Origin of the sequence: Streptomyces sp. NBC_00554, from assembly GCF_041431135.1 — a bacterium.
Taxonomy (GTDB): domain Bacteria; phylum Actinomycetota; class Actinomycetes; order Streptomycetales; family Streptomycetaceae; genus Streptomyces.
Map to the genome: position 1 here is coordinate 5,048,475 of NZ_CP107799.1, position 20,545 is coordinate 5,069,019.

The window sequence follows — 20,545 nt, forward strand, 5'->3', positions numbered from 1 at the left end:
ATGTGTACTGCGGCCCCGGGTCCCTCCCGTGGGAGGGACCCGAAAACGGCCTGTGACCTGGAGTGGAGCCTAGGGGAGTCGAACCCCTGACATCTGCCATGCAAAGACAGCGCTCTACCAACTGAGCTAAGGCCCCGGAAGAGGAGCGTCCGGCCGAAAGTACCCCTTTCGACTGGCGCCGGGGACCAGAGTACCGGGTCACCCCCGGGATCTCGCAAAAAGATTGGGGGTCCCCGTGGACGACCACTCTCCGTAAGATGCTCGACGTGGTTCGCGACAGCGAACCGCGGTATTTGGGGAAGCGATGGGGAGACGCAAATGGACGCCGCACAGCAGGAAGCAACCGCGAGAGCCCGGGAGCTGCAGCGGAACTGGTACGGGGAGCCGTTGGGGGCGCTCTTCCGTAGGCTCATAGACGATCTGGGACTCAACCAGGCGCGTCTTGCCGGGGTGCTGGGCCTGTCCGCGCCCATGTTGTCGCAGCTGATGAGCGGTCAGCGCGCCAAGATCGGCAATCCCGCGGTGGTGCAGCGGGTGCAGCTGTTGCAGGACCTGGCGGGGCAGGTCGTGGACGGCAGCGTCAGCGCCGCGGAGGCAACCGAGCGCATGGACGAGATCAAGAAGTCTCAGGGGGGCTCCGTGCTCAGCAACACCACACAGTCGACGAGCAGTTCGGGTGCGCCCACGGTCAAGCGGGTTGTCCGCGAGATCCAGTCACTGCTGCGCTCGGTGGCAGCCGCGGGGGACATCATCGAAGCGGCGGACACTCTCGCCCCGACCCACCCGGAACTGGCAGAGTTCCTCCGGGTGTACGGGGCAGGACGCACCTCGGACGCGGTCGCGCACTACCAGTCGCACCAGAGCTGAGCCGAGGCCCGGCCGCCGCACACCCGGCACCTGGAGGCTCGCGATGCCTCCGGACACCGCACGTCAGGCAGCCGGGCACCTCATCGAGGTCCACGCGGCCGGGCGCTTCCACGGAGTACCGGTCATCCGGCACTTCACAGAGGTCCAGGCGTCCGTGCACGTCGGAAGAGGTCACCGGACCGACCGCCGTAGGGGGGCGACGCACGACCATGGGTGAGGTCTTCGCGGGTCGGTACGAGCTGGTCGACCCGATCGGGCGTGGGGGAGTCGGTGCCGTCTGGCGCGCCTGGGATCATCGGCGGCGCCGGTATGTGGCCGCCAAGGTGCTGCAGCAGAGCGACGCGCACGCGCTGCTGCGCTTCGTGCGGGAGCAGGCGCTCCGGATCGACCATCCGCATGTCCTTGCTCCCGCCAGCTGGGCCGCCGACGACGACAAGGTTCTGTTCACCATGGACCTGGTCGCCGGCGGTTCGCTGGTCCATCTCGTCGCGGACTACGGTCCCCTGCCGCCGTCTTTCGTCTGCACCTTGCTCGACCAGTTGCTGGCCGGGCTCACCGCAGTGCACGCCGAGGGGGTCGTGCACCGCGACATCAAGCCCGCCAACATCCTGCTGGAGGCCACCGGCAGAGCCCGGCCACGGCTGCGGCTGTCCGACTTCGGCATCGCGATGCGGCTGGGCGAGCCACGGCTCACGGAGACCAACTACGTGGTGGGGACGCCCGGTTACTTCGCGCCCGAGCAGATGCTGGGCGCCGATCCGGACTTCCCCGCGGATCTGTTCGCTGTAGGTCTCGTCGCCCTGTATCTGCTGGAGGGCGCCAAACCCGATGCCAAGGCCCTGATCGAGTACTTCGCGGCGAACGGCACGCCTGCGGCTCCGCGAGGCATTCCCGAGCCGCTGTGGCAGGTCGTGGCCACGTTGGTGCAGCCCGACCCGCAGGCGCGGTTCCGTACCGCCACGGGGGCGCGCAAGGCGCTCGCTTCGGCCGCCGAGCTGCTGCCGGAACCGAGCCCTGACGACGAGCTGGTCGACGTCTTCGACCAACTCGGGCCGCTCCCGGAGGGGTTCGGCCCGGAGGGACCGCTGAGGGCCACACCGGGGGTGCGCGCGGCTGGAGTACCGCCCCGACCGCACTCGGCTTCCACAGCGACGCAACTCGGCCCAGGGGACGATCCCTCGGGGGCCAACCCTGCCGCTGGCCTTGCGACTGGCTCCGGCTCCGGCTCCGGCTCCGAGCCATGGCAGCGCGGCTCGGGCACTCTCTCTCAGGGACCCGTCTCCGGTGCCACATGGCCGGGGTCTATCCCCAGCAACGTACGGCCGAATCCTGATCCCAGTGCTCCCCCCTCGGCCCCCGCACCCCACCCCAGTCCCGACCCTGTCCCCCCACAGCCGTCCGCGATGTCCGAGACCGGAAGTTTCCACCTGCCGCCACCCCATGCGGCCGCCCCTCACACACAGCCGCAGCACCAGGGGCAGCCCCAGCCCCAGCAGGCATGGCACGAGACGCAGCAATACCGCGCCCCCCACCAAATGCCGCACCAGCCTGAGCAGCCGCCCACTCCCCCCACCTCGGTCGCGCTCCCGGCTCCAACTCCCCTCTACGCTCCGCCTTTCGAACCGACCCCCACTCCAACCCCCACGCAAGTGGCCTCCCCCCATCAGCCCGTGTCCCCGTCCGCCGCGATGCCGCAGCACGCGTACGCCTCTACTGGTTCATACACCGCTCGGTCCCCGCAGGTTCCGCATCCGGTGGGAGCAATCGCGGAGCATCGCGCCAGGCGGGCGCGGCCGCGCCCAGGGCCTCCCGCGAAGGTGGCCGTGCCGGTCCTGCTTCTCGCACTGGCCTGCTTCGCGGTGGGTTTCTGGGCGTTGACCCAGATCTGATCGGAGCGTCCCAAGTCAGCGGCCCCGCAGCCGGTTCCACGGTCCTACGGGTACCGCGGCGCCCCATGCTCCCTCGAAGCCGAAGCCGGTGGTGCCGGAACCGTATCCGCCTCCTCCACCACCGCCGACCCCGCGCCCGCCGCCGTCCCTGCCCGTCGCCGCGCAACGACGGTCCACATACCGAGCGTCAGCACCAGGACACTCCCCGCGCCGATCCCACCCACGGCAATCAGTTTCATCGTTCCGCTATCGCTCTCGCCAGCACTACCGCCGCCGGGCCCGCCCGCGCCACCCACCGCGTCCTCGATGTCCCCCGACGGAACGTCGAACGCGTCCCGGGGCTGTGCCTGCCCCGCGTACGCCGGCCCCGTCTGCGCGGTGCCGTCCACGCGCACGCGCAGTGTCAGCCCGAACGGTCCGTCACCGAACTTGTCGGCGACCTGCGAGGCGAGATGGACGACGAGGTAGTACGAGCCGGGGAACCTCATCGCGGTCACGCGGTCGCTGAGGGCGTAGCGGTTGTCGTAGGCGACGGGAGGCAGCGGATCCAGCGCGGACGAGCGCTGGCTGCCGTCGTATCCGGAGCCGACGTCGTCGACGAAACCGCGAACGGGGTTGTACAGGGACATGACCAGGGCCGTGCCCACATAGCCGTTGCCGCTGTTGTTCGAACTGCCCAGTTCGGCGGTGGTGTAGAGCTGTTGTCCCCAGTCGACCGGCACCTTGTAGAAGAGGGTCTGGCCGGGGCTGATCGTGTCCTGCCAGACTCCCTGCTTCAGGGCGGTCGCCTTGGTGAAGCCCGCACCACCCAGTCGGGACTGTGGTTCTCCCGCGAGGGCGTTGGGCGACGCGGAGTTCCAGGTCTCGGGTGCGGTCGTCGAACCGGCCTTCTTAAGGCTGGGCTCCGACACGAAGCCGAGCTCCAGGTCCCAGTCCCCGGAGGAGGAACCTGTCGTACCACTGCGCTCGACGACCACGTAGTACGTCCCCGCCGTCTGGCAGGCGTACCGGTCGCCGTCTGTCTCGCGCGAGGCCCAGGCGGCGATCGGGCGGGAGCTCTGAGTGGCACCGAAGTGCGCGGTCTCGGAGAAGGAGCAGTTGCGGCTGTTGCCGTCCTGCACCGACACCTTGACGGCGTCCGCGTAAGTGACGGTCTCGCCCGCCCTGGGGATGGCGGTGGCTGAGACGTACGCGTTGGACGTGGCGTCGAGTTGGAGGCGGTAGTAGAGCTTGCCGTCCCTCGGTATGGAGCTCTTGTACGCCTTTCCCGGGTCCAGGCGTACGGAGTTGGTGGTGTCCGCGGTGCCTTCGACCGGGATGGCGTCCTCGCCGAAGGCGTACGGCTTCGGCGTACCGGCGGTCCCCACCTGTGAACCGGCAGCGGCGGCCTGGCCCGGCAGTGTGACGGTCACGCACATTGCCGCTACGGCAACCGCTACCGCCAGCGCGATCGCCGTCGCTGTCGTGGCCGCGAGCGCCCGGCCGTGCATCGACATCGCGCGCCACCGCACCGTGCGCCGCCCCATCACGCGCCACCCCTCGTAGCAGGCCTGTCCCCTATGCCTGTCCCTATACATATCCGTAGGCATGTCCGTAGCCATGTCCATAGGCATGTCCGGGCCGTACGCCCAGCCCCCGTACAGGTATCCGTGGCCCCGGATCGTGGCCCATCCTGCCCCGCCCGGCGCCTCGCTATCCGCGCTATTCGGACGAGCGGCCGAAAGAGCCCTCTCCGTAGCACTCGAATTTGCCAGCGCGATGAATTTATTTGCTCACGTGAAGCGAGGGCTTCCAGAGCAACACAAAACCCCGACCGCGAGGCGGCCGGGGTCTGCTCTGAGACTGCTGTCTCGACTGTTGTCGATACTCACGAACCCGTAGGCACGGAGTCAGTCGCCTCCGTCCACAGATCCTGCTCGGCGCGATCCGCCTGGATCTGGCGGTACACGAGGAGCCCGCCGATGGCGGCCAGTGCGACCAGGAGGAGCTTCTTCACCGCGCGACCTCGTCTTTCCTTGACGTAGGGGACCTCTGGCGCCCGACTATACACACCGACCGATATCGATCGGTGACCTGCGTCGGCGGCCAACTCGCCACCAGGACAGCGCATTAGGGGCGTGGGGAACCGCTCCGATCAAAGGGTGATCGCCCCCCTTCGGAAGGTGACTGCGCCCGCTTCGGCTCCCTCTTCTCCAGATTTCGGGCCTCATGCGCCCGTCCGAGTGACTGTTCATCGGAAGATCGACACACGCCGGGCGTGGTCCACCACTTGGCGACCCCTATACACATCATGAGGAAAGTACGCAAATCACCCAACCCGAAAGTGAGGGACCATGGCCAGGAATCAGGTCATGAAGCTGTGGACCGCCATCGTCACGCTCCTCCTCGCCGTGTTCACAGCGGCCGGATTCGTCACTACGACCGCAGCCGCGGCCGTACCTCAGTCAGGGCCCGTCCGCAACGCCGGGACCCCGGCCGTGATGGTTCCGGCGGCGCCCGTCTGGTCCGGAGCACATGATCGGGGCCTGCCTCCGACAATGAAGCAGCGCATCCGAGCCGAGGCCCACGGTTCGTCCCCGTCCTGCCGCCATCGCCCGCCGCTGGACGCGACCGCTGCCGAGACGCTGGACGCAACCGAGGCCGCGACGACCGACTCTTCCGTCACAGCAGGCTCGACGACGGAAACCGGATCCACCAGCACGGTCGACTGCCCCGCCGGCGCCCGATGACCAGCATGTGCCGGCCTGTACGTCAGAGGGCGTCAGCAGATCTGCCGGAACCTTGTAGCGCGAGTTCGCCAGGCAGTTCGACGCGTGTGCCGCAGAAGCAGAACAGCGCCGCCTCGGCGGTGGCCGGTGCGCCCAGGTCGATCGTGAGGATCTCCTGTAGTTCCCGGAACAGTTCGGCTGTCTCGCTGCCCCGCGCGACCAGGATGCTCATTTCGTCGGGGTCCCAGATGGCGATCTTCGGCAGGTCGTCCGCCACGCAAATCAGGATGCACACAGCTACCTCCCCAGGGGTGCACAAAAGCATGAAGTGATCCCGCTCCGGGAGGCCAGCGGACTACCGATCGTACTCGCGGCCCGTGCGCCATATATCCGCTCTCGGGATATTCCACAGAGATGTGCCACACCGGGGAGAACGTGGAGACAAATCACCCAAGTCGGAGCTGTGCCAGTGTCCTTCAGATGGCGCGGCTGAGCTGGAGCATCGCCTCGGCGTTCTTGACCAGGTCACGCTGCCTGGACTCGGGCAGCTGCCGGTAGAGCCGCAGCAGCTGAGCCTCCCGTTCATCGCCACTGGGACCGGGTACCGGTCGTCCGACGGAGGCGAAGAACTCCCGCGGCGTGGTCTTCACACCCCAGCGACGGAACACCTCCACCATCGCCCGCAGTTTGTCGGGGTCGATGCGGGACGTTCCACGGGTCCGGTTCACCCACGCGTTGAGCGTCGGGTACGAGATGCCGGCCTGCTCGGCCAGATCCTTCTGCGTCCGGCCCTGCGCTTGGGCAAGAAGGCGTTCCAGCAGGGCAGCCAGGTCTTCACCCCTGTGGGCGAAGTCCTCGCCGGAGCCGAGTTCGCCGGATGGATGAGGGCCTTTGGTCACGTTTCCGAGCATCAACCAACAACATCCACATGCGCAAGTAGATCGCAGATCGACATGCGGTTTTCCGGGAACAGGAAGCATTCAGCTCTACCCGCGTGCTACAGCATGCCCCTGAGACCCTCGGCCCACATGGGCTTTCCCTCTTGACTAAATCTACATCTACATGAATAGTGTAGACACCGTGGGCCACTCGACCTCCCTACATCCCATCGACGCCCACGCGTCACCGAATCGCCTGAGCATGCCGTGCGCGACAGCTGCCGCCGCACGCGTCCCTTACCCCAATAATCTACATCTACATGAAGATTGGATATGGATGACGAAGGCCGCGCCTCCTGAAGCGACCACCTCGACCACCTCGACCACCTCGACCCACACGATCCACCCGTCCTTAAGACGAGTCCACAAGCCTCTGTGACAAAGGAGCACACAGTTCGTGTCCGCACAGATCAGACGTGACACCGGGACGCCGCGAGCAGCGGAGCCCGAATTGGTGGCCCGGGCCCGCGCGGGCGACCGCGAGGCGTTCGCCGCCCTGTATGTCCAGCACCAGCGCTTCGTGTTCCGCTACCTCCTCTTCCGGACGCGGAACCGCCACCTGGCCGAGGACCTCACCCAGGAGGTCTTCGCACGGGCGCTGCGCCGCATCACCTCGTACACATGGCAGGGGGCGGCGTTCACCGCCTGGCTGCTCGCCATCGCCAGGAACCTGCATCTCGACGAGGTACGGACGAGCCGCACCCGGCTGGAGACACTGGTCCCCGAACTCGAGGACAGCGACGTACACGACCGCAGCGCCGAGTCCACGGCGCTGCGCGAGTTGGAGGCGGTCGAGGCGCTCACCGCCGTACAGAACGCCCTGCACACGCTCAGCCCGCAGCAGCGGCAGTGCCTGGAGCTGCGCTACATCGGCGAGATGTCGTCCGCCGAGACCGCACACACCATGGGGCGCAGCATCGGCGCGGTCAGGGGACTGACCTTCCGGGCGATGCAGAAGCTGCGAACGGCCACGGAGGCGAGCGCCGCGTGAACAGGAACCTTCCGCACGCCGCACGGGTGATCCGTACGGTCATGGAGGCCGGTGGCACCGATCCGGTCACGGCCGCGGCCCATGCCCTCGACGGCGAACAGCTCCTGGTCGACCCCGAAAAGTCCTACGGCATCGTGCTGCACCGCACCGCGACCGGGGGTTGGTCGCGCGGGCCTCGGCAGATGACGGAACTGGAACGGCAGGCGCACGCCTGGGACACGTCCTGCCGGCATGCACGTCTCGTCGCGGCCGCCATCGAGCAGCGCATCGGCCGGCACCAGGACTTCCAGAGCGTCCAGGCGAACGGCGACCAGGTGCGCGTCGTACTCCTGGTCAGCCATCAGGACCAGTGGAAGCGGTGGCGCTCGCACTTCGGCATCACGCACGACGGCGAGCGGCTGCTGCCAGATGCGGTCATCGGTGAGTGCCTCCACGAAGGAGTACGAGTATCGGTGGTGGCGTACGAGCTCCCACCGCCGTCGCCCAACCCGAGGAGCCCGGAGGCGGCGCGGGCGTTCGAGTTCGGCGGGCGGGTGTACGACCTGACGGTTCCTCAGTGCGATGCGCACGGGCAGGTCTGGTACTTCCAGGGCTGGCGCGGCCACGACGGCATGCCCCTGCTGTCGCTGGACGGCCGTCCGGAGCGGTGCTCGCTCCCCAACGTGGCAGCGCATCTGGGCCCGTTGACTCCCGCACAGGATCCGTTACGGCCGGTTGTCGCCGACGCGGCCGGTGAGCTCGAGATGAGCAAACCGGCCGTACAGGACGCCACGACCGTGACCGCGACACCGAGCGAGCAGGCTCGGTGAGGGCCTACGGCGACAGATTCCGGGCGTCGGCGGCCGGAAAGCGTCCCGCGGAGTCCGCCGAGGCCGTCGTCCCTGGCACCGGCGGGTCGTGGCAACGGACGGCTGCGCGTCACGCGGAAGCGGACTGCGGCGCACCGGACTGGGGGCTGAGTGCCACGTGCCGGAACGAGGATCCCGAGCTGTGGTTCTCCGACAGGACGCGGGCGACCGCCATCGCCATCTGCAACTCCTGCCTGGTTCTTCAGGAGTGCCGTGTGGCCGTGCTGCACCGTGAGGCCGGACTCCCCGCGTCCGACCGCGCGGGCATCGCCGCGGGCCTCACCGGCGCCCAGCGCCACGAGCTGGACAAGCGGCGCACTCGACGGGCCGAGGTGCCGTCGGCTCCACCCGCCCGGGTGGCTCCCCCGCGCGAGGAAATCGCGCCGTGCGGAACCCGTGCGGCCTACCAGCGGCACGTACGCAAGGGGGAGCCGCCCGACGACGCCTGTCGGGCCGCCAACGCCCGTGGCGCCAGCATTTACCGGCGTACCGGGTCGACGTTGCGCTCCGCCGGCCGGCCGCCGCCCGGCGAACAGCACGGCCGGTCCAGCTCGTGGCGCTGGGCGCCGATCCGACCCCGGCCCACCGAACCGCCCGTAGACAGTGGGTGCGGAACGCGGACCCCGCCCCAGTGAGCCTCGTCCTGGATCGCAACCCGGAGCAACCCATGTCCACATCCGTCACGCCCTCGCCCCCGGAACCGGCTGACCGGCCGCGATCCGGCCCACGACGCCACGGTGCCGCCGGCCGGTTCCAGGGCTTCCTCGAAGCGGCCTTCCGGCGCCGTTCGACGCGGGAACAGGCCGGTGTCCCCGCCCAGCCCCCGCCGGCCGACCCGCAGACGCCCGGCGGGGAGGTGTCGGAGGTGACTCGCTGGCAGCAGCACGCCGACGCCTACGAGCAGCAGTGCGAGAGTCTCGAGCGGGAACGGGCGCATCTCCTCGCGTGGCTCGCGGTGCTGCATCCGGCGACCTCGGTCCTCGCCGGATGCAGCACCGGCGGGGACGGCCGGCACGTCCTGCACTTGGTGGCCGGGGGCAGGCAGATGTCCTGGCTCGTCGCGCCCAGGGACATCCCCCTGTTCCGCCACACGCACCACGTGGAGACCGTCGAGCCGGTGAACGCACGCGCGCGTGCGGACGACCGTGAGACGGAGGCGAAGTACGCGCACCTCCGCCGGCACACACGCCTACTGGCCCTGGAAGAGGGCGTGGCGACGGTCGTCGAGGAACTGCGCCGCCGCGCCTGACAGAACCCTGCCTGCGCTCCCCGCACTCCGGTCGGCAGGCTCGGGAGGCACGTCGACCGGAACACACGAGCCCGGCGGATCGTCCGATCCGCCGGGCTCGTCAATGGCCATGGGCCGCTGTGCGGCCGGCCGGGTCCGCACCATGACAAAGACCCCCAACCACAATCGGTTGGGGGTCTTCATGCTGGTGGGGCTAACAGGATTTGAACCTGTGGCCTCATCCTTATCAGGGATGCGCTCTAACCAACTGAGCTATAGCCCCGCCGCGCTTTGCGGTGTTCGTCCCGCGCGCTGACCTCTGAAGATTAGCGCACGACGCGGCCAGTCCCAAAATCGATAGTCGGCGGACGTTTGAGAGGCCGCTCGCTCGTGCTTATTCGTCCTCTGCGAGCGTCAGCTCGATGCCGCCGACGAAGCCGGCGGAGAGGTTGTAGATGAACGCGCCGAGCGTGGCGAGCGCGGTGGCGAGGACGACGTCGATGACCGCGATGACCGACGTGAACATCAGGACGTGCGGCAGGGAGAGGAACGACTGCAGGTCGAAGCCGTTCGACTCGTTCGAGCCCGTGGCCTCGGAGATGGTGCCGCCGACCGTCGAGAAGACGCCCATCGCGTCCATGACCATCCACAGCACCGCGGCCGCGACGATCGTGCAGATGCCGAGAGCGATGGAGAGCAGGAAGCTGACCTTCATCACCGACCACGGGTCGGCCTTGGCGACCCGCAGCCGCGCCTTGCGCGTCCGCGGCATCGTGCGCGCGCCGGTGCGCGGCCGGCGGACCGCGCCAGACGGCGGCTGCGCCGGGTAGGCCTGCGGCGGGTGATACGGCTGCGCGGGCTGCGACGGCTGCCGCTCGCCCGGCAACGGCGAACCGGGCAAAGGCGAAGCAGGCAACGGGGAACCGGGCAGGGGCGAACCCTGGTGCGGCGTCCCGGCCACCGGCGAACCGGGCGGCGGAGGCGGTCCTGCCGGGGCCTCCCCGCCCACGTACTGCTGGGCCTGCGGGCCTCGGGTGTCCGTCACAGTTCCCCCCTGGGATCCATGAGAGTCATGGGAGTCAGTCGCATCCATGGCGGGGCCACGGCCGCCGTCCGTTTCCGTACCGGTCGATCCGGCGCCCGTGGCTCCGCTCACGCTGCCTCACTCCTCGCGCTACTCGGCCGAGGACGGCTCGCCCTCTTCCGTACCGACGGCCTCGACGCTTTCGGCGGTCTCGTCCACGGCGTCCTCGCCGTCGACTTCCTCCGCCTCACGACCGGCCTCGGCGTTACGAGCGATACCGACGACGGCATCGCGCTTGCCCAGGTTGATCAGTTGGACGCCCATGGTGTCACGGCCCGTCTCCCTGACCTCGTTGACTCGCGTACGAATCACACCACCGGACAGCGTGATGGCAAGGATTTCATCGGTCTCCTCGACCACCAGCGCGCCCACCAGAGAGCCACGGTCCTCGACGATCTTGGCGGCCTTGATGCCCAGGCCACCGCGACCCTGGACGCGGTACTCGTCGACGTTGGTCCGCTTCGCGTACCCACCGTCTGTAGCAGTGAACACGAACGTACCGGGTCGAACAACATTCATCGAGAGCAGCTGGTCTCCCTCGCGGAAGCTCATGCCCTTGACGCCCGAGGTGGCGCGGCCCATCGGACGCAGTGCGTCGTCCGTCGCCGTGAACCTGATCGACTGTGCCTTCTTGCTGATCAGAAGCAGATCGTCCTCGGCAGAAACGAGTTCGGCTCCGATCAGTTCGTCGTCGGAACCGTCCTCCGTTTCACGGAGATTGATCGCGATGACGCCGCCCGAGCGCGGGGAATCGTAATCCTTAAGAGGCGTCTTCTTAACCAGGCCGCCCTTGGTGGCCAGGATCAGATAGGGCGCCGCCGCGTAGTCACGGATCGCGAGGATCTGTGCGATCTGCTCGTCCGGCTGGAAGGCCAGCAGGTTGGCGACGTGCTGGCCACGCGCGTCACGGCCGGCGTCCGGAAGCTCGTACGCCTTGGCGCGGTAGACGCGGCCCTTGTTCGTGAAGAACAGCAGCCAGTGGTGCGTCGTCGACACGAAGAAGTGGTCGACGATGTCGTCCTGCTTCAGCTTCGTGCCGCGTACGCCCTTGCCGCCGCGCTTCTGCGAGCGGTAGTCCTCGGTCTTGGTGCGCTTGATGTAGCCACCGCGCGTGATGGTGACGACGATGTCCTCTTCGGCGATCAGGTCCTCCATGGACATGTCGCCGTCGAAGGGGACCAGCTTGGAGCGGCGGTCGTCGCCGAACTTGTCGACAATCGCGGTCAGTTCCTCGCTGATGATCTGCCGCTGACGCACCGGCGAAGCAAGGATCGCGTTGTACTCGGTGATCTTCGCCTGGAGTTCGTCGTGCTCCTGGACGATCTTCTGGCGCTCCAGGGCTGCCAGTCGGCGCAGCTGCATCTCGAGGATGGCGTTCGCCTGGATCTCGTCGATCTCCAGGAGGCCCATCAGGCCCTCGCGCGCGATCTCGACGGTGTCACTGCGCCGGATCAGCGCGATGACCTCGTCGATGGCGTCCAGGGCCTTCAGGAGGCCACGCAGGATGTGCGCGCGCTCCTCGGCCTTGCGCAGCCTGAAGCGCGTACGGCGGACGATGACCTCGACCTGGTGGCTCACCCAGTGGCGGATGAACGCGTCGAGCGACAGCGTGCGCGGGACGCCGTCGACCAGCGCCAGCATGTTGGCGCTGAAGTTCGACTGCAGATCGGTGTGCTTGTACAGGTTGTTCAGGACGACCTTGGCGACCGCGTCGCGCTTCAGCACGATGACCAGGCGCTGGCCGGTGCGCGAGGACGTCTCGTCGCGGACGTCGGCGATGCCGCCGACCTTGCCGTCCTTCACCAGGTCGGCGATCTTCTGCGCGAGGTTGTCCGGGTTGACCTGGTAGGGGAGTTCCGTGACCACCAGGCACTGGCGGTTCTGGATCTCCTCGACCTCGATGACCGCGCGCATCGTGATGGAGCCACGGCCCGTGCGGTACGCCTCCTCGATCCCTTTTCGGCCCACTACTAGGGCACCGCTGGGGAAATCGGGGCCCTTGATGCGCTCGATCAGCGCGTCCAGGAGCTCCTCGTGCGAGGCCTCGGGGTGTTCCAGGTACCACTGGGCGCCGGCCGCGACCTCACGCAGGTTGTGCGGCGGGATGTTGGTCGCCATACCGACCGCGATGCCCGCCGAGCCGTTGATCAGCAGGTTCGGGAAGCGGGCCGGCAGAACGGTCGGCTCCTGGGAGCGGCCGTCGTAGTTGTCCGTGAAGTCGACGGTCTCCTCGTCGATGTCACGGACCATCTCCATGGACAGCGGCATCAGCTTGCACTCGGTGTACCGCATGGCGGCGGCCGGGTCATTGCCCGGGGAACCGAAGTTGCCGTTGGAGTCCACGAGCGGCATCCGCATCGACCACGGCTGCGCGAGGCGGACCAGCGCGTCGTAGATCGAGGAGTCGCCGTGCGGGTGGTAGTTGCCCATGACGTCGCCGACGACGCGGGCGCACTTGTAGAAGCCCTTCTCGGGCCGGTAGCCGCCGTCGTACATGGCGTACAGGACGCGGCGGTGGACGGGCTTGAGGCCGTCCCGGACGTCGGGCAGCGCACGCGACACGATGACGGACATCGCGTAGTCGAGATACGAGCGCTGCATCTCCGTCTCGAGCCCGACGGGCTCGACGCGCTGGGCGATGACGCCCTCTTCAGGCGTACTGGGAGTGTTCTCGTCGGCCATTGCTGGTGAAGATCCTTTCTGCTGCGGTCAGCTGAGACCGACTCAGATGTCGAGGAAGCGGACGTCCTTGGCGTTGCGCTGGATGAACGCGCGGCGCGCCTCGACGTCCTCGCCCATGAGGACCGAGAACAGGTCGTCGGCCTGGGCGGCGTCGTCGAGGGTGACCTGGCCGAGGACGCGGTGCTCCTGGTCCATGGTCGTGATGCGCAGCTCCTCGGCGTTCATCTCGCCGAGACCCTTGAACCGCTGGACCGAGTCCTCGCGGATGCGCTTGCCGGCCTGCTTGCCCAGCTCGATCAGCGCGTCGCGCTCACGGTCGGAATACGCGTACTCGAAGTCGTCGCGACCCCACTTGATCTTGTACAGCGGGGGACGCGACAGGAACACGTGCCCGGCCTCGACCAGCGGCCGCATGAAGCGGAACAGGAACGTCAGCAGCAGGGTGTTGATGTGCTGGCCGTCGACGTCGGCGTCCGCCATCAGGATGATCTTGTGATAGCGGAGCTTCTCGATGTCGAAGTCCTCGTGGACTCCGGTGCCGAAGGCCGAGATCAGCGCCTGGATCTCCTGGTTCTGCAGGATCTTGTCGATCCGCGACTTCTCGACGTTGAGGATCTTTCCTCGGATCGGGAGGATCGCCTGGTACTGCGGGTTGCGCCCGGACTTGGCCGAGCCGCCGGCGGAGTCACCCTCGACGATGAAGATCTCGCACTTGGTGGGGTCGTTCGACTGGCAGTCCGAGAGCTTGCCCGGCAGGGACGCCGACTCCAGCAGGCCCTTGCGGCGGGTGAGGTCACGCGCCTTGCGGGCCGCCACGCGCGCGGTGGCCGCCTGGATGGACTTGCGGATGATGTCCGAAGCCTCGTTCGGGTTGCGGTCCAGCCAGTCCGTCAGGCGCTCGTGCACGACCTTCTGCACGAAGGTCTTCGCCTCCGTGTTGCCCAGCTTGGTCTTGGTCTGGCCCTCGAACTGCGGCTCGCCGAGCTTGACCGAGATGATCGCGGTCAGACCCTCGCGGATGTCGTCACCCGTGAGGTTGTCGTCCTTCTCGCGCAGCAGCTTCTTGTCGCGCGCGTACCGGTTGATCAGACCCGTCAGAGCGGCCCGGAAGCCCTCTTCGTGGGTGCCGCCCTCGTGCGTGTGGATGGTGTTGGCGAAGGAGTACACACCCTCGCTGTAGCCACTGTTCCACTGCATCGCGACCTCGAGGGAGAGCAGGCGCTCCTTGTCCTCGGCCTCGATGTCGATCACGGTGTCGTGGACGACGTCTCCCTTGCGGGAGTTCAGGTACTTCACGAAGTCGACGATGCCGCCCGCGTAGTGGTACGTGACGGTCTTGACTTCGTCCTTCTCATCGGCGCCCGCCTCGTCCGCCCCGGCGGTCGCCTTGGCCGAGTCGCGCTCGTCGGTGAGCTTGATGGTCAGGCCCTTGTTGAGGAACGCCATCTCCTGGAAGCGCCGCGAGAGCGTCTCGAAGGAGTACTCGGTGGTCTCGAAGATGTCGCCGTCGGCCCAGAAGGTGACGGAGGTGCCGGTCTCGTCCGTGGCCTCGTGCTTGGCCAGCGGGGCGGTCGGGACGCCCGTCTTGTAGTCCTGCGTCCAGCGGTACCCGTCGGTCTTGACCTCGACGGCGACCTTCGTCGACAGGGCGTTGACGACGGACACACCCACGCCGTGCAGACCGCCGGACACGGCGTAACCGCCACCGCCGAACTTGCCGCCCGCGTGCAGCACCGTGAGCACGACCTCGACGGCCGGCTTGCCCTCGGAGGGGACGATGCCCACCGGGATGCCACGACCGTTGTCGATCACGCGCACGCCGCCGTCGGCCAGGATCGTGACGTCGATGGTGTCCGCGTGGCCGGCCAGCGCCTCGTCGACGGAGTTGTCGACGACCTCCTGCACGAGGTGGTGCAGTCCGCGCTCGCCTGTCGAGCCGATGTACATACCGGGTCGCTTGCGGACCGCGTCCAGACCCTCGAGGACGGTGATGGCGCTGGCGTCGTACGAGGCTGTGACCTCGCCGTGCGAGGTAATGGCCTCGGCGTTGACGCCGGCGTCGGTGGACGGGATGTTCTCGTTGGGGTTGCCGGAATCGGCCACGAAGCGCCCTTTCTGGCACAGCACAAGCCAAGCTCCTGACGGGTGGCCGGAGCGGCTGCGGCGTGTTGCGTTGGTAAGCCCTAGTCAGCGTTGCTCGGTGCGTCCCACAAGTGGGGCGGGATTAGCTTCCAGTCTACCGGTAGCGCCGAGTGTGATGGGGGTTTGCCGGTACCTGAGTCCGCATGTGCCGCCCTGAACCGGTCTCGGCCGACTCCCCATATGCGGACCCGGGCTCAAAGAGGCTCACAGCGGCACTCAGCGCTTCCGGGTGTCAACCCTTGGCTACTGCCGAGTCAGGTCGGTGTTCGCAACCGCACGCGGGCAACCGCGGCCGACGGTTCCGGCCTGTCCCGATCACCCGTAGGTGTCGCCGGGACCCTTGCTTCCGGGGGCGCGCAGGGGACCGAAGCGGCGAGGGGGACCACCGGGACCCTGAACCTTGATCAGGCGCACCGAGCCGTGCCCCAGGTCCTCGTTCAGTCGCGCGACCAACTGCGGGGCACGCAGCCTGATTTCGGTGGCCCACGCCGTTGAGTCGCAACGGACGGTCAGCTCTCGCGCTTCCTCGTCATATCGCTCCGGCTTGCAGTGCGTGGCGATCGCGTCGCCGACGATCTCCGGCCAGCGGCCCATCACGCCACCCACCGCGGCAGGCGTCTCCCAGCCGCGCTCGGTGAGCAGCCGGTTGATGGCGGCACCGAGCGCCATCGGGTCGCGCCCGTCGGCGCGCGCGCCGGAGCGCAGGCCACCGCCGCGCCGCGCCTGTTTCTTCTGCTGCGCCGCGTCCCCACGCGCGCGTGCCTGCTCTTTCGCGGCGCGCAGGGCCACGCGCGCGAGGTCGACGCCGGACGGTTCGGGGGTCTTGGGGCTCGCTGCCGGGTCGGGTGTGTTCTCCGTCATACGCGTTCCACCCCGCCCTCGGACACGGCGAACCGCGTCCCCGCCAGTACGCCCGGTACGTCGTCGTCGACCGCGGCGGTCACCAGCACCTGCTCGCCGGGAGCGACGAGTTCCGCAAGCCGTTCCCTCCTACGGGTGTCCAGCTCGGCAAACACGTCGTCCAGCACCAGAACCGGCTCATTGCCCTCGGACCTGAGCAGGTCGTACGAGGCCAGGCGCAGCGCCAGCGCGTACGACCAGGACTCGCCGTGTGACGCATATCCCTTCGCGGGCAGCTGGCCGAGCTTGAGCAGCAGTTCGTCCCGGTGGGGGCCGACCAGGGTGACGCCCCGCTCGATCTCCTGCTTGCGGGACTCCAGGAGGGCGGCCATGAGCTGCTCGTACAGCTCCTCGCGCGCGTGGCCGACGATTTCGGGCGACGAGGGCTTGTACTCCAGCGCGATCGGGCCACCGCCGGGCGCCAGCTGCTCGTACGCCTTGTCGGACAGCGGCTGGATCGCGGAGACCAGGTCGAGCCGCTGGGCGAGCAGCTCGGCGCCCACGCGCGCGAGGTGCTGGTCCCAGACGTCGAGCGTGGAGAGGTCCATGGTGCGGCCACCGTGGCGCCGGGCCAGCGCGGCCGACTTGAGGAGCGTGTTGCGCTGCCTGAGCACCCGGTCGTAGTCGGAGCGGACGCCCGCCATCCGCGGGGAGCGGGCGGTGATCAGCTCGTCGAGGAAGCGGCGCCGCTCGCCGGGGTCGCCCTTGACCAGGGCGAGGTCCTCGGGAGCGAACAGGACGGTACGGACGATGCCGAGCACGTCACGGGGTCTGACCTGCGAGGACCTGTTGATGCGGGCGCGGTTGGCCTTGCCGGGGTTCAGCTCCAGCTCGATGAGCTGCTGGCGCTCGCCCTGCCGCACATTGGCCCGGATGATCGCCCGGTCCGCGCCCATGCGCACCAGCGGCGCATCGGAGGAGACGCGGTGGCTGCCGAGGGTCGCGAGATAGCCGACCGCCTCGACGAGGTTCGTCTTCCCCTGGCCGTTGAGGCCCACGAAGGCGGTGACGCCCGGGTCGAGCGGGACCTCGACCCGGGCGTAGGAGCGGAAGTCGGCCAGCGACAGATGCGTGACGTGCATGGTCGTTCGCCGACCTCCCCCAGGGTTGTGGATCCGCGGGCTTTTGGCCTGTGGATCTGTGGATTACTTCTTCTCGACGGCGTGGCCGCCGAACTGGTTGCGCAGGGCCGCGACCATCTTCATCTGCGGCGAGTCGTCCTGCCGCGAGGCGAACCGCGCGAACAGCGACGCGGTGATCGCGGGCAGTGGCACGGAGTTGTCGATGGCCGCTTCGACGGTCCAGCGGCCCTCGCCGGAGTCCTCGGCGTAGCCGCGGAGCTTGTCGAGGTGCTCGTCCTCGTTGAGGGCGTTGACGGCGAGGTCCAGGAGCCAGGAGCGGATCACGGTGCCTTCCTGCCAGGAGCGGAAGACCTCGCGTACGTCGGTGACCGAGCCGACCTTCTCCAGGAGCTCCCAGCCCTCGGCGTAGGCCTGCATCATGGCGTACTCGATGCCGTTGTGGACCATCTTGGAGAAGTGGCCCGCGCCGACCTTGCCGGCGTGGACGAAGCCGAAGTCGCCCTCGGGCTTGAGCGCGTCGAAGACCGGCTGGACCTTGGCGATGTTCTCGGCGTCGCCGCCGACCATCAGGGCGTAGCCGTTCTCCAGGCCCCAGACGCCGCCGGAGACGCCGGCGTCGACGAAGCCGATGCCCTTGATGCCGAGTTCGACGGCGTGCTTCTCGTCGTCGGTCCAGCGGGAGTTCCCGCCGTCCACCACGACGTCGCCGGGCTCCAGGAGCACGGCCAGCTCATCGATGGTGGACTGGGTCGCGGCACCCGCCGGCACCATCACCCACACCACACGCGGGCCCTTGAGTTTGCCCACAAGCTCTTCCAGGCTGTGGACATCGGCGAGGTCCGGGTTGCGGTCGTATCCGAGGACGGTGTGGCCTGCGCGGCGGATCCGCTCGCGCATGTTGCCGCCCATCTTGCCGAGGCCGACGAGACCGAGCTCCATCAGTTGTTCCTTAGGTTTGCGACGTGGCGTGACGGCACTTTCGTACCTGCGTCCGAGCCTAAACCCGGACGCTCACGCACACCTGTGGGCATACGCGCTCAAACGTACGCCCCACCTGCGGCTTCGTCGGCCGGGTGTGTCGGACCGCCACGCGTCAGCCGCTGAGGCGCACCGGCATGATCAGGTACTTGTAGGCCTCGTCCGCCTCGGCGTCCACGGCGGGCTTGCCGCTGAGCAGCGCGGGCTTCGTGGACGTCGTGAAGGAGAGCTGGGCGACCGGCGAGTCGATGGCGCTCAGGCCGTCGAGCAGGAAAGTCGGGTTGAAGGCGATCGAGACGTCATCGCCCTCCAGCTGGGCGTCGACCCTCTCCACAGCCTGTGCGTCGTCGCTGGAACCGGCCTCCAGGATCAGCACACCCTGCTCGAAGCTCAGCCGCACCGGGGTGTTCCGCTCGGCGACCAGGGCCACACGCTTGACGGCCTCCACGAAGGGGGCGGTCTCGATCACGGCGATCGAATTGAACTCCGTCGGGAACAGCGAGCGGTACTTCGGGAGGTCGCCTTCGAGCAGACGGGTGGTCGTACGCCGCCCCGCGCCCTCGAAGCCGATCAGACCCTCGCCGGCACCCGAGCCGGACAGCGCCAGGATCACGCTGTCGCCGCTCGTAAGGGCCTTGGCGGTGTCCAGGAGCGTCTTGGCGGGCACCAGGGCCACCGCGGACGCCTCGGGGTCCTCCGGCTTCCACAGGAACTCACGGACCGCGAAGCGATAGCGGTCGGTGGAGGCGAGGGTGACCGTGTCGCCCTCGATCTCGATACGGACGCCGGTCAGGACGGGCAGGGTGTCGTCGCGGCCGGCCGCGATGGCCACCTGGGCCGCCGCCGAGGCGAAGACCTCGCCGGGCACGGTGCCGGTCGCCGACGGCATCTGCGGCAGCGCCGGGTACTCCTCCACAGGCAGGGTGTGGAGTGTGAATCGTGAGGAGCCGCAGACCACGGTCGCCCGTGAACCGTCTGTGGAAATCTCCACCGGCCGGTTGGGGAGAGCGCGGCAGATGTCGGCGAGCAGGCGGCCGGAGACGAGCACCGTGCCCTCCTCGTCGACCTCGGCGTCCACCGAGACCCGTGCCGAAACCTCGTAGTCGAAGCTGGAGAGGCTCAGAGCGCCCTCCTCGGCCTTCAGAAGAAGGCCGGCGAGCACAGGCGCCGGCGGACGGGCCGGGAGGCTGCGTGCCGCCCAGGCCACTGCCTCCGCGAGTACGTCGCGTTCCACCCGGATCTTCACCGTTGCCGCCTCCGTCTGTTGCCGGCGCTCTCGCCCTGCTGGCCTTCGTCGTCTGACTCGGTGTCGCTCGGCCCAGGGATGGGCAGGACACCGGGGACCAGTCTGACGCACCGCACTGACAGTCGGTGCCCCTCGGGGTCAAGTCGTTGCGAGCGGCACCAGAGGCTCCGAGGGCAAGTTGTGCACAGCCCCCGCTTCGAATCGATTCCCAGCCTCTCTCTAGTTGGTCTTAGTAGTAGGCCCTGTGGAAACCGTGGATAACCCTGTTTTCGCAGGTCAGAGGGGATTTTTTGTCCACCGACCCTGTGGGTGGGAGCGGTGGAAAACCACGCTCCTCTGTGGACGGCGAAAAGTTCTGCACACTCCATGCACAGCCTGAGGGCACTTCTCCCCAGAGGCGTCCCCAGGTTTACCCACGTTCCCCACAGGCCAACCAGGCACCTTGGTGTGACGCCTTTCACTCGACACGGTGAGAGCGCGCGTCGCGTTGCCGAACAGTGGACAGAGGTGTGGAGAAGCTGGGGATCACTGGGGACAACTGGCTCCAGCCTGTGGGTCGGCGGTGGACAACTCCGTGCACACCCTGTGGATCTTTTCTTCGTCCACAGGCTGTGGAGAGCGTTCGTCCACCAATCCACAAGCAGGTGACCTGGTCTGATGGTCTTTCAACAGTGCCCCCTGTGGACACGATCTGGACAACTTCCCAGTCCCCAGGGTGTGGACGCCAGAAAGTCACCAAATCTGTGGAGAGTGGCCGTAACCCGGCCCGTAATCGAACAGAGGATGACGGCCGAGCATCGACGCGAACCGTCGACAGGCGCTGAAAACGTCGCCGCGAGCCCTCGGCAGGCGCGTGAGAACGTCCGCGAGCGCCTTCAGAGACGTATGAGATCGGCGCCGAGCGCCTTCAGCAGACGTACGGGACCGGCGCCGAACGCCCTCAGCAGACGTACGAGAACGGC

General features: G+C 68.1%; 18 protein-coding genes and 2 tRNA genes. 7 read left to right on the forward strand and 13 right to left on the reverse strand.

Features of this window, described 5'->3' with window-relative positions; all coding sequences use genetic code 11:
* Positions 1–63: 63 nt before the first annotated feature.
* Positions 64–136 (reverse strand) — tRNA-Ala (locus OG266_RS22115).
* Positions 137–318: 182 nt separating this feature from the next.
* Here OG266_RS22115 and OG266_RS22120 point away from each other — a divergent pair.
* The gene (locus OG266_RS22120) at positions 319–867 is read left to right on the forward strand and encodes a helix-turn-helix domain-containing protein (protein WP_371547976.1); all 549 of its coding nucleotides are present in this window, start codon (positions 319–321) and stop codon (positions 865–867) included.
* A gap of 209 nt (positions 868–1,076) precedes the next feature.
* Positions 1,077–2,756, forward strand: a complete 1,680-nt coding sequence (locus OG266_RS22125) for a serine/threonine-protein kinase (protein ID WP_371547977.1) — start codon at positions 1,077–1,079, stop codon at positions 2,754–2,756.
* Positions 2,757–2,800: 44 nt separating this feature from the next.
* Here OG266_RS22125 and OG266_RS22130 read toward each other — a convergent pair whose 3' ends face one another.
* Positions 2,801–4,282: a hypothetical protein gene (locus OG266_RS22130; RefSeq protein ID WP_371547978.1), complete on the reverse strand. Its 1,482-nt coding sequence runs from the start codon at positions 4,280–4,282 to the stop codon at positions 2,801–2,803.
* 341 nt (positions 4,283–4,623) lie between these two features.
* Entirely contained in the window at positions 4,624–4,752 is a 129-nt protein-coding gene (locus tag OG266_RS22135; RefSeq protein ID WP_003999697.1) for a DLW-39 family protein, read from the reverse strand.
* A gap of 337 nt (positions 4,753–5,089) precedes the next feature.
* Here OG266_RS22135 and OG266_RS22140 point away from each other — a divergent pair, with 337 nt between their 5' ends.
* Positions 5,090–5,485, forward strand: a complete 396-nt coding sequence (locus tag OG266_RS22140; RefSeq protein ID WP_371547980.1) for a DUF6344 domain-containing protein — start codon at positions 5,090–5,092, stop codon at positions 5,483–5,485.
* A 22-nt stretch (positions 5,486–5,507) separates the two neighbouring features.
* On the opposite strand, the gene OG266_RS22145 is transcribed toward OG266_RS22140, so the two are convergent.
* Together OG266_RS22145 and OG266_RS22150 are read right to left on the reverse strand one after the other, a co-directional pair.
* On the reverse strand, positions 5,508–5,741 hold the full coding sequence (locus tag OG266_RS22145) for a hypothetical protein (RefSeq protein ID WP_266458347.1): 234 nt from the start codon (positions 5,739–5,741) through the stop codon (positions 5,508–5,510).
* A gap of 199 nt (positions 5,742–5,940) precedes the next feature.
* The gene (locus OG266_RS22150) at positions 5,941–6,363 is read right to left on the reverse strand and encodes a helix-turn-helix transcriptional regulator (protein WP_266458349.1); all 423 of its coding nucleotides are present in this window, start codon (positions 6,361–6,363) and stop codon (positions 5,941–5,943) included.
* 436 nt (positions 6,364–6,799) lie between these two features.
* Between OG266_RS22150 and OG266_RS22155 the strand changes: the two genes are divergently transcribed.
* The 4 genes from OG266_RS22155 to OG266_RS22170 are packed head-to-tail and all read left to right on the forward strand — an operon-like array spanning position 6,800 to position 9,490.
* Positions 6,800–7,393 (forward strand): RNA polymerase sigma factor, encoded by a 594-nt coding sequence (locus OG266_RS22155; RefSeq protein ID WP_371547983.1) that lies wholly within the window; start codon positions 6,800–6,802, stop codon positions 7,391–7,393.
* Positions 7,390–8,202 carry a BN159_2729 family protein gene (locus OG266_RS22160; protein WP_371547985.1) on the forward strand — a complete coding sequence of 271 codons (813 nt, stop codon included), beginning with the start codon at positions 7,390–7,392 and terminating at the stop codon, positions 8,200–8,202. Before OG266_RS22155 ends, OG266_RS22160 begins: the two co-directional genes overlap by 4 nt.
* Positions 8,199–8,876, forward strand: coding sequence for a WhiB family transcriptional regulator (locus tag OG266_RS22165; protein WP_329546630.1), 678 nt, complete (start codon positions 8,199–8,201; stop codon positions 8,874–8,876). The genes OG266_RS22160 and OG266_RS22165 overlap by 4 nt, the downstream gene beginning before the upstream one ends.
* A 32-nt stretch (positions 8,877–8,908) precedes the next feature.
* Positions 8,909–9,490 carry a hypothetical protein gene (locus tag OG266_RS22170; RefSeq protein WP_371547988.1) on the forward strand — a complete coding sequence of 194 codons (582 nt, stop codon included), beginning with the start codon at positions 8,909–8,911 and terminating at the stop codon, positions 9,488–9,490.
* 185 nt (positions 9,491–9,675) lie between these two features.
* Here OG266_RS22170 and OG266_RS22175 read toward each other — a convergent pair.
* The 8 genes from OG266_RS22175 to dnaN form a co-directional block, all read right to left on the reverse strand.
* A tRNA-Ile gene (locus OG266_RS22175) sits at positions 9,676–9,752 on the reverse strand.
* A gap of 111 nt (positions 9,753–9,863) precedes the next feature.
* The gene (locus OG266_RS22180) at positions 9,864–10,625 is read right to left on the reverse strand and encodes a DUF3566 domain-containing protein (protein WP_266458360.1); all 762 of its coding nucleotides are present in this window, start codon (positions 10,623–10,625) and stop codon (positions 9,864–9,866) included.
* 18 nt (positions 10,626–10,643) lie between these two features.
* The gene (gyrA, locus tag OG266_RS22185) at positions 10,644–13,235 is read right to left on the reverse strand and encodes a DNA gyrase subunit A (protein ID WP_371547990.1); all 2,592 of its coding nucleotides are present in this window, start codon (positions 13,233–13,235) and stop codon (positions 10,644–10,646) included.
* A 42-nt stretch (positions 13,236–13,277) separates the two neighbouring features.
* Positions 13,278–15,338: a DNA topoisomerase (ATP-hydrolyzing) subunit B gene (gyrB, locus tag OG266_RS22190; RefSeq protein WP_266458365.1), complete on the reverse strand. Its 2,061-nt coding sequence runs from the start codon at positions 15,336–15,338 to the stop codon at positions 13,278–13,280.
* Between the two features lie 354 nt (positions 15,339–15,692).
* A complete protein-coding gene (locus tag OG266_RS22195; protein ID WP_329546634.1) occupies positions 15,693–16,238 on the reverse strand; it encodes a DciA family protein in 546 nt (181 codons plus the stop codon).
* Positions 16,235–17,359, reverse strand: a complete 1,125-nt coding sequence (recF, locus tag OG266_RS22200) for a DNA replication/repair protein RecF (protein ID WP_371547993.1) — start codon at positions 17,357–17,359, stop codon at positions 16,235–16,237. Before recF ends, OG266_RS22195 begins: the two co-directional genes overlap by 4 nt.
* Positions 17,360–17,422: 63 nt before the next feature.
* Positions 17,423–18,298 (reverse strand): phosphogluconate dehydrogenase (NAD(+)-dependent, decarboxylating), encoded by an 876-nt coding sequence (gnd, locus tag OG266_RS22205; RefSeq protein WP_329546635.1) that lies wholly within the window; start codon positions 18,296–18,298, stop codon positions 17,423–17,425.
* Positions 18,299–18,452: 154 nt separating this feature from the next.
* Entirely contained in the window at positions 18,453–19,583 is a 1,131-nt protein-coding gene (gene dnaN / locus OG266_RS22210) for a DNA polymerase III subunit beta (RefSeq protein ID WP_371547995.1), read from the reverse strand.
* Positions 19,584–20,545: the final 962 nt, after the last annotated feature.

Excerpts from the sequence above, each read along its gene's own strand:
- OG266_RS22125 (WP_371547977.1), top strand. The coding sequence starts at position 1,077 with ATGGGTGAGGTCTTCGCGGGTCGGTACGAGCTGGTCGACCCGATCGGG.
- recF (WP_371547993.1), bottom strand. The coding sequence starts at position 17,359 with ATGCACGTCACGCATCTGTCGCTGGCCGACTTCCGCTCCTACGCCCGG.
- OG266_RS22195 (WP_329546634.1), bottom strand. The coding sequence starts at position 16,238 with ATGACGGAGAACACACCCGACCCGGCAGCGAGCCCCAAGACCCCCGAA.
- OG266_RS22130 (WP_371547978.1), bottom strand. The coding sequence starts at position 4,282 with ATGGGGCGGCGCACGGTGCGGTGGCGCGCGATGTCGATGCACGGCCGG.
- gnd (WP_329546635.1), bottom strand. The coding sequence starts at position 18,298 with ATGGAGCTCGGTCTCGTCGGCCTCGGCAAGATGGGCGGCAACATGCGC.
- OG266_RS22140 (WP_371547980.1), top strand. The coding sequence starts at position 5,090 with ATGGCCAGGAATCAGGTCATGAAGCTGTGGACCGCCATCGTCACGCTC.
- gyrA (WP_371547990.1), bottom strand. The coding sequence starts at position 13,235 with ATGGCCGACGAGAACACTCCCAGTACGCCTGAAGAGGGCGTCATCGCC.
- OG266_RS22120 (WP_371547976.1), top strand. The coding sequence starts at position 319 with ATGGACGCCGCACAGCAGGAAGCAACCGCGAGAGCCCGGGAGCTGCAG.
- OG266_RS22170 (WP_371547988.1), top strand. The coding sequence starts at position 8,909 with ATGTCCACATCCGTCACGCCCTCGCCCCCGGAACCGGCTGACCGGCCG.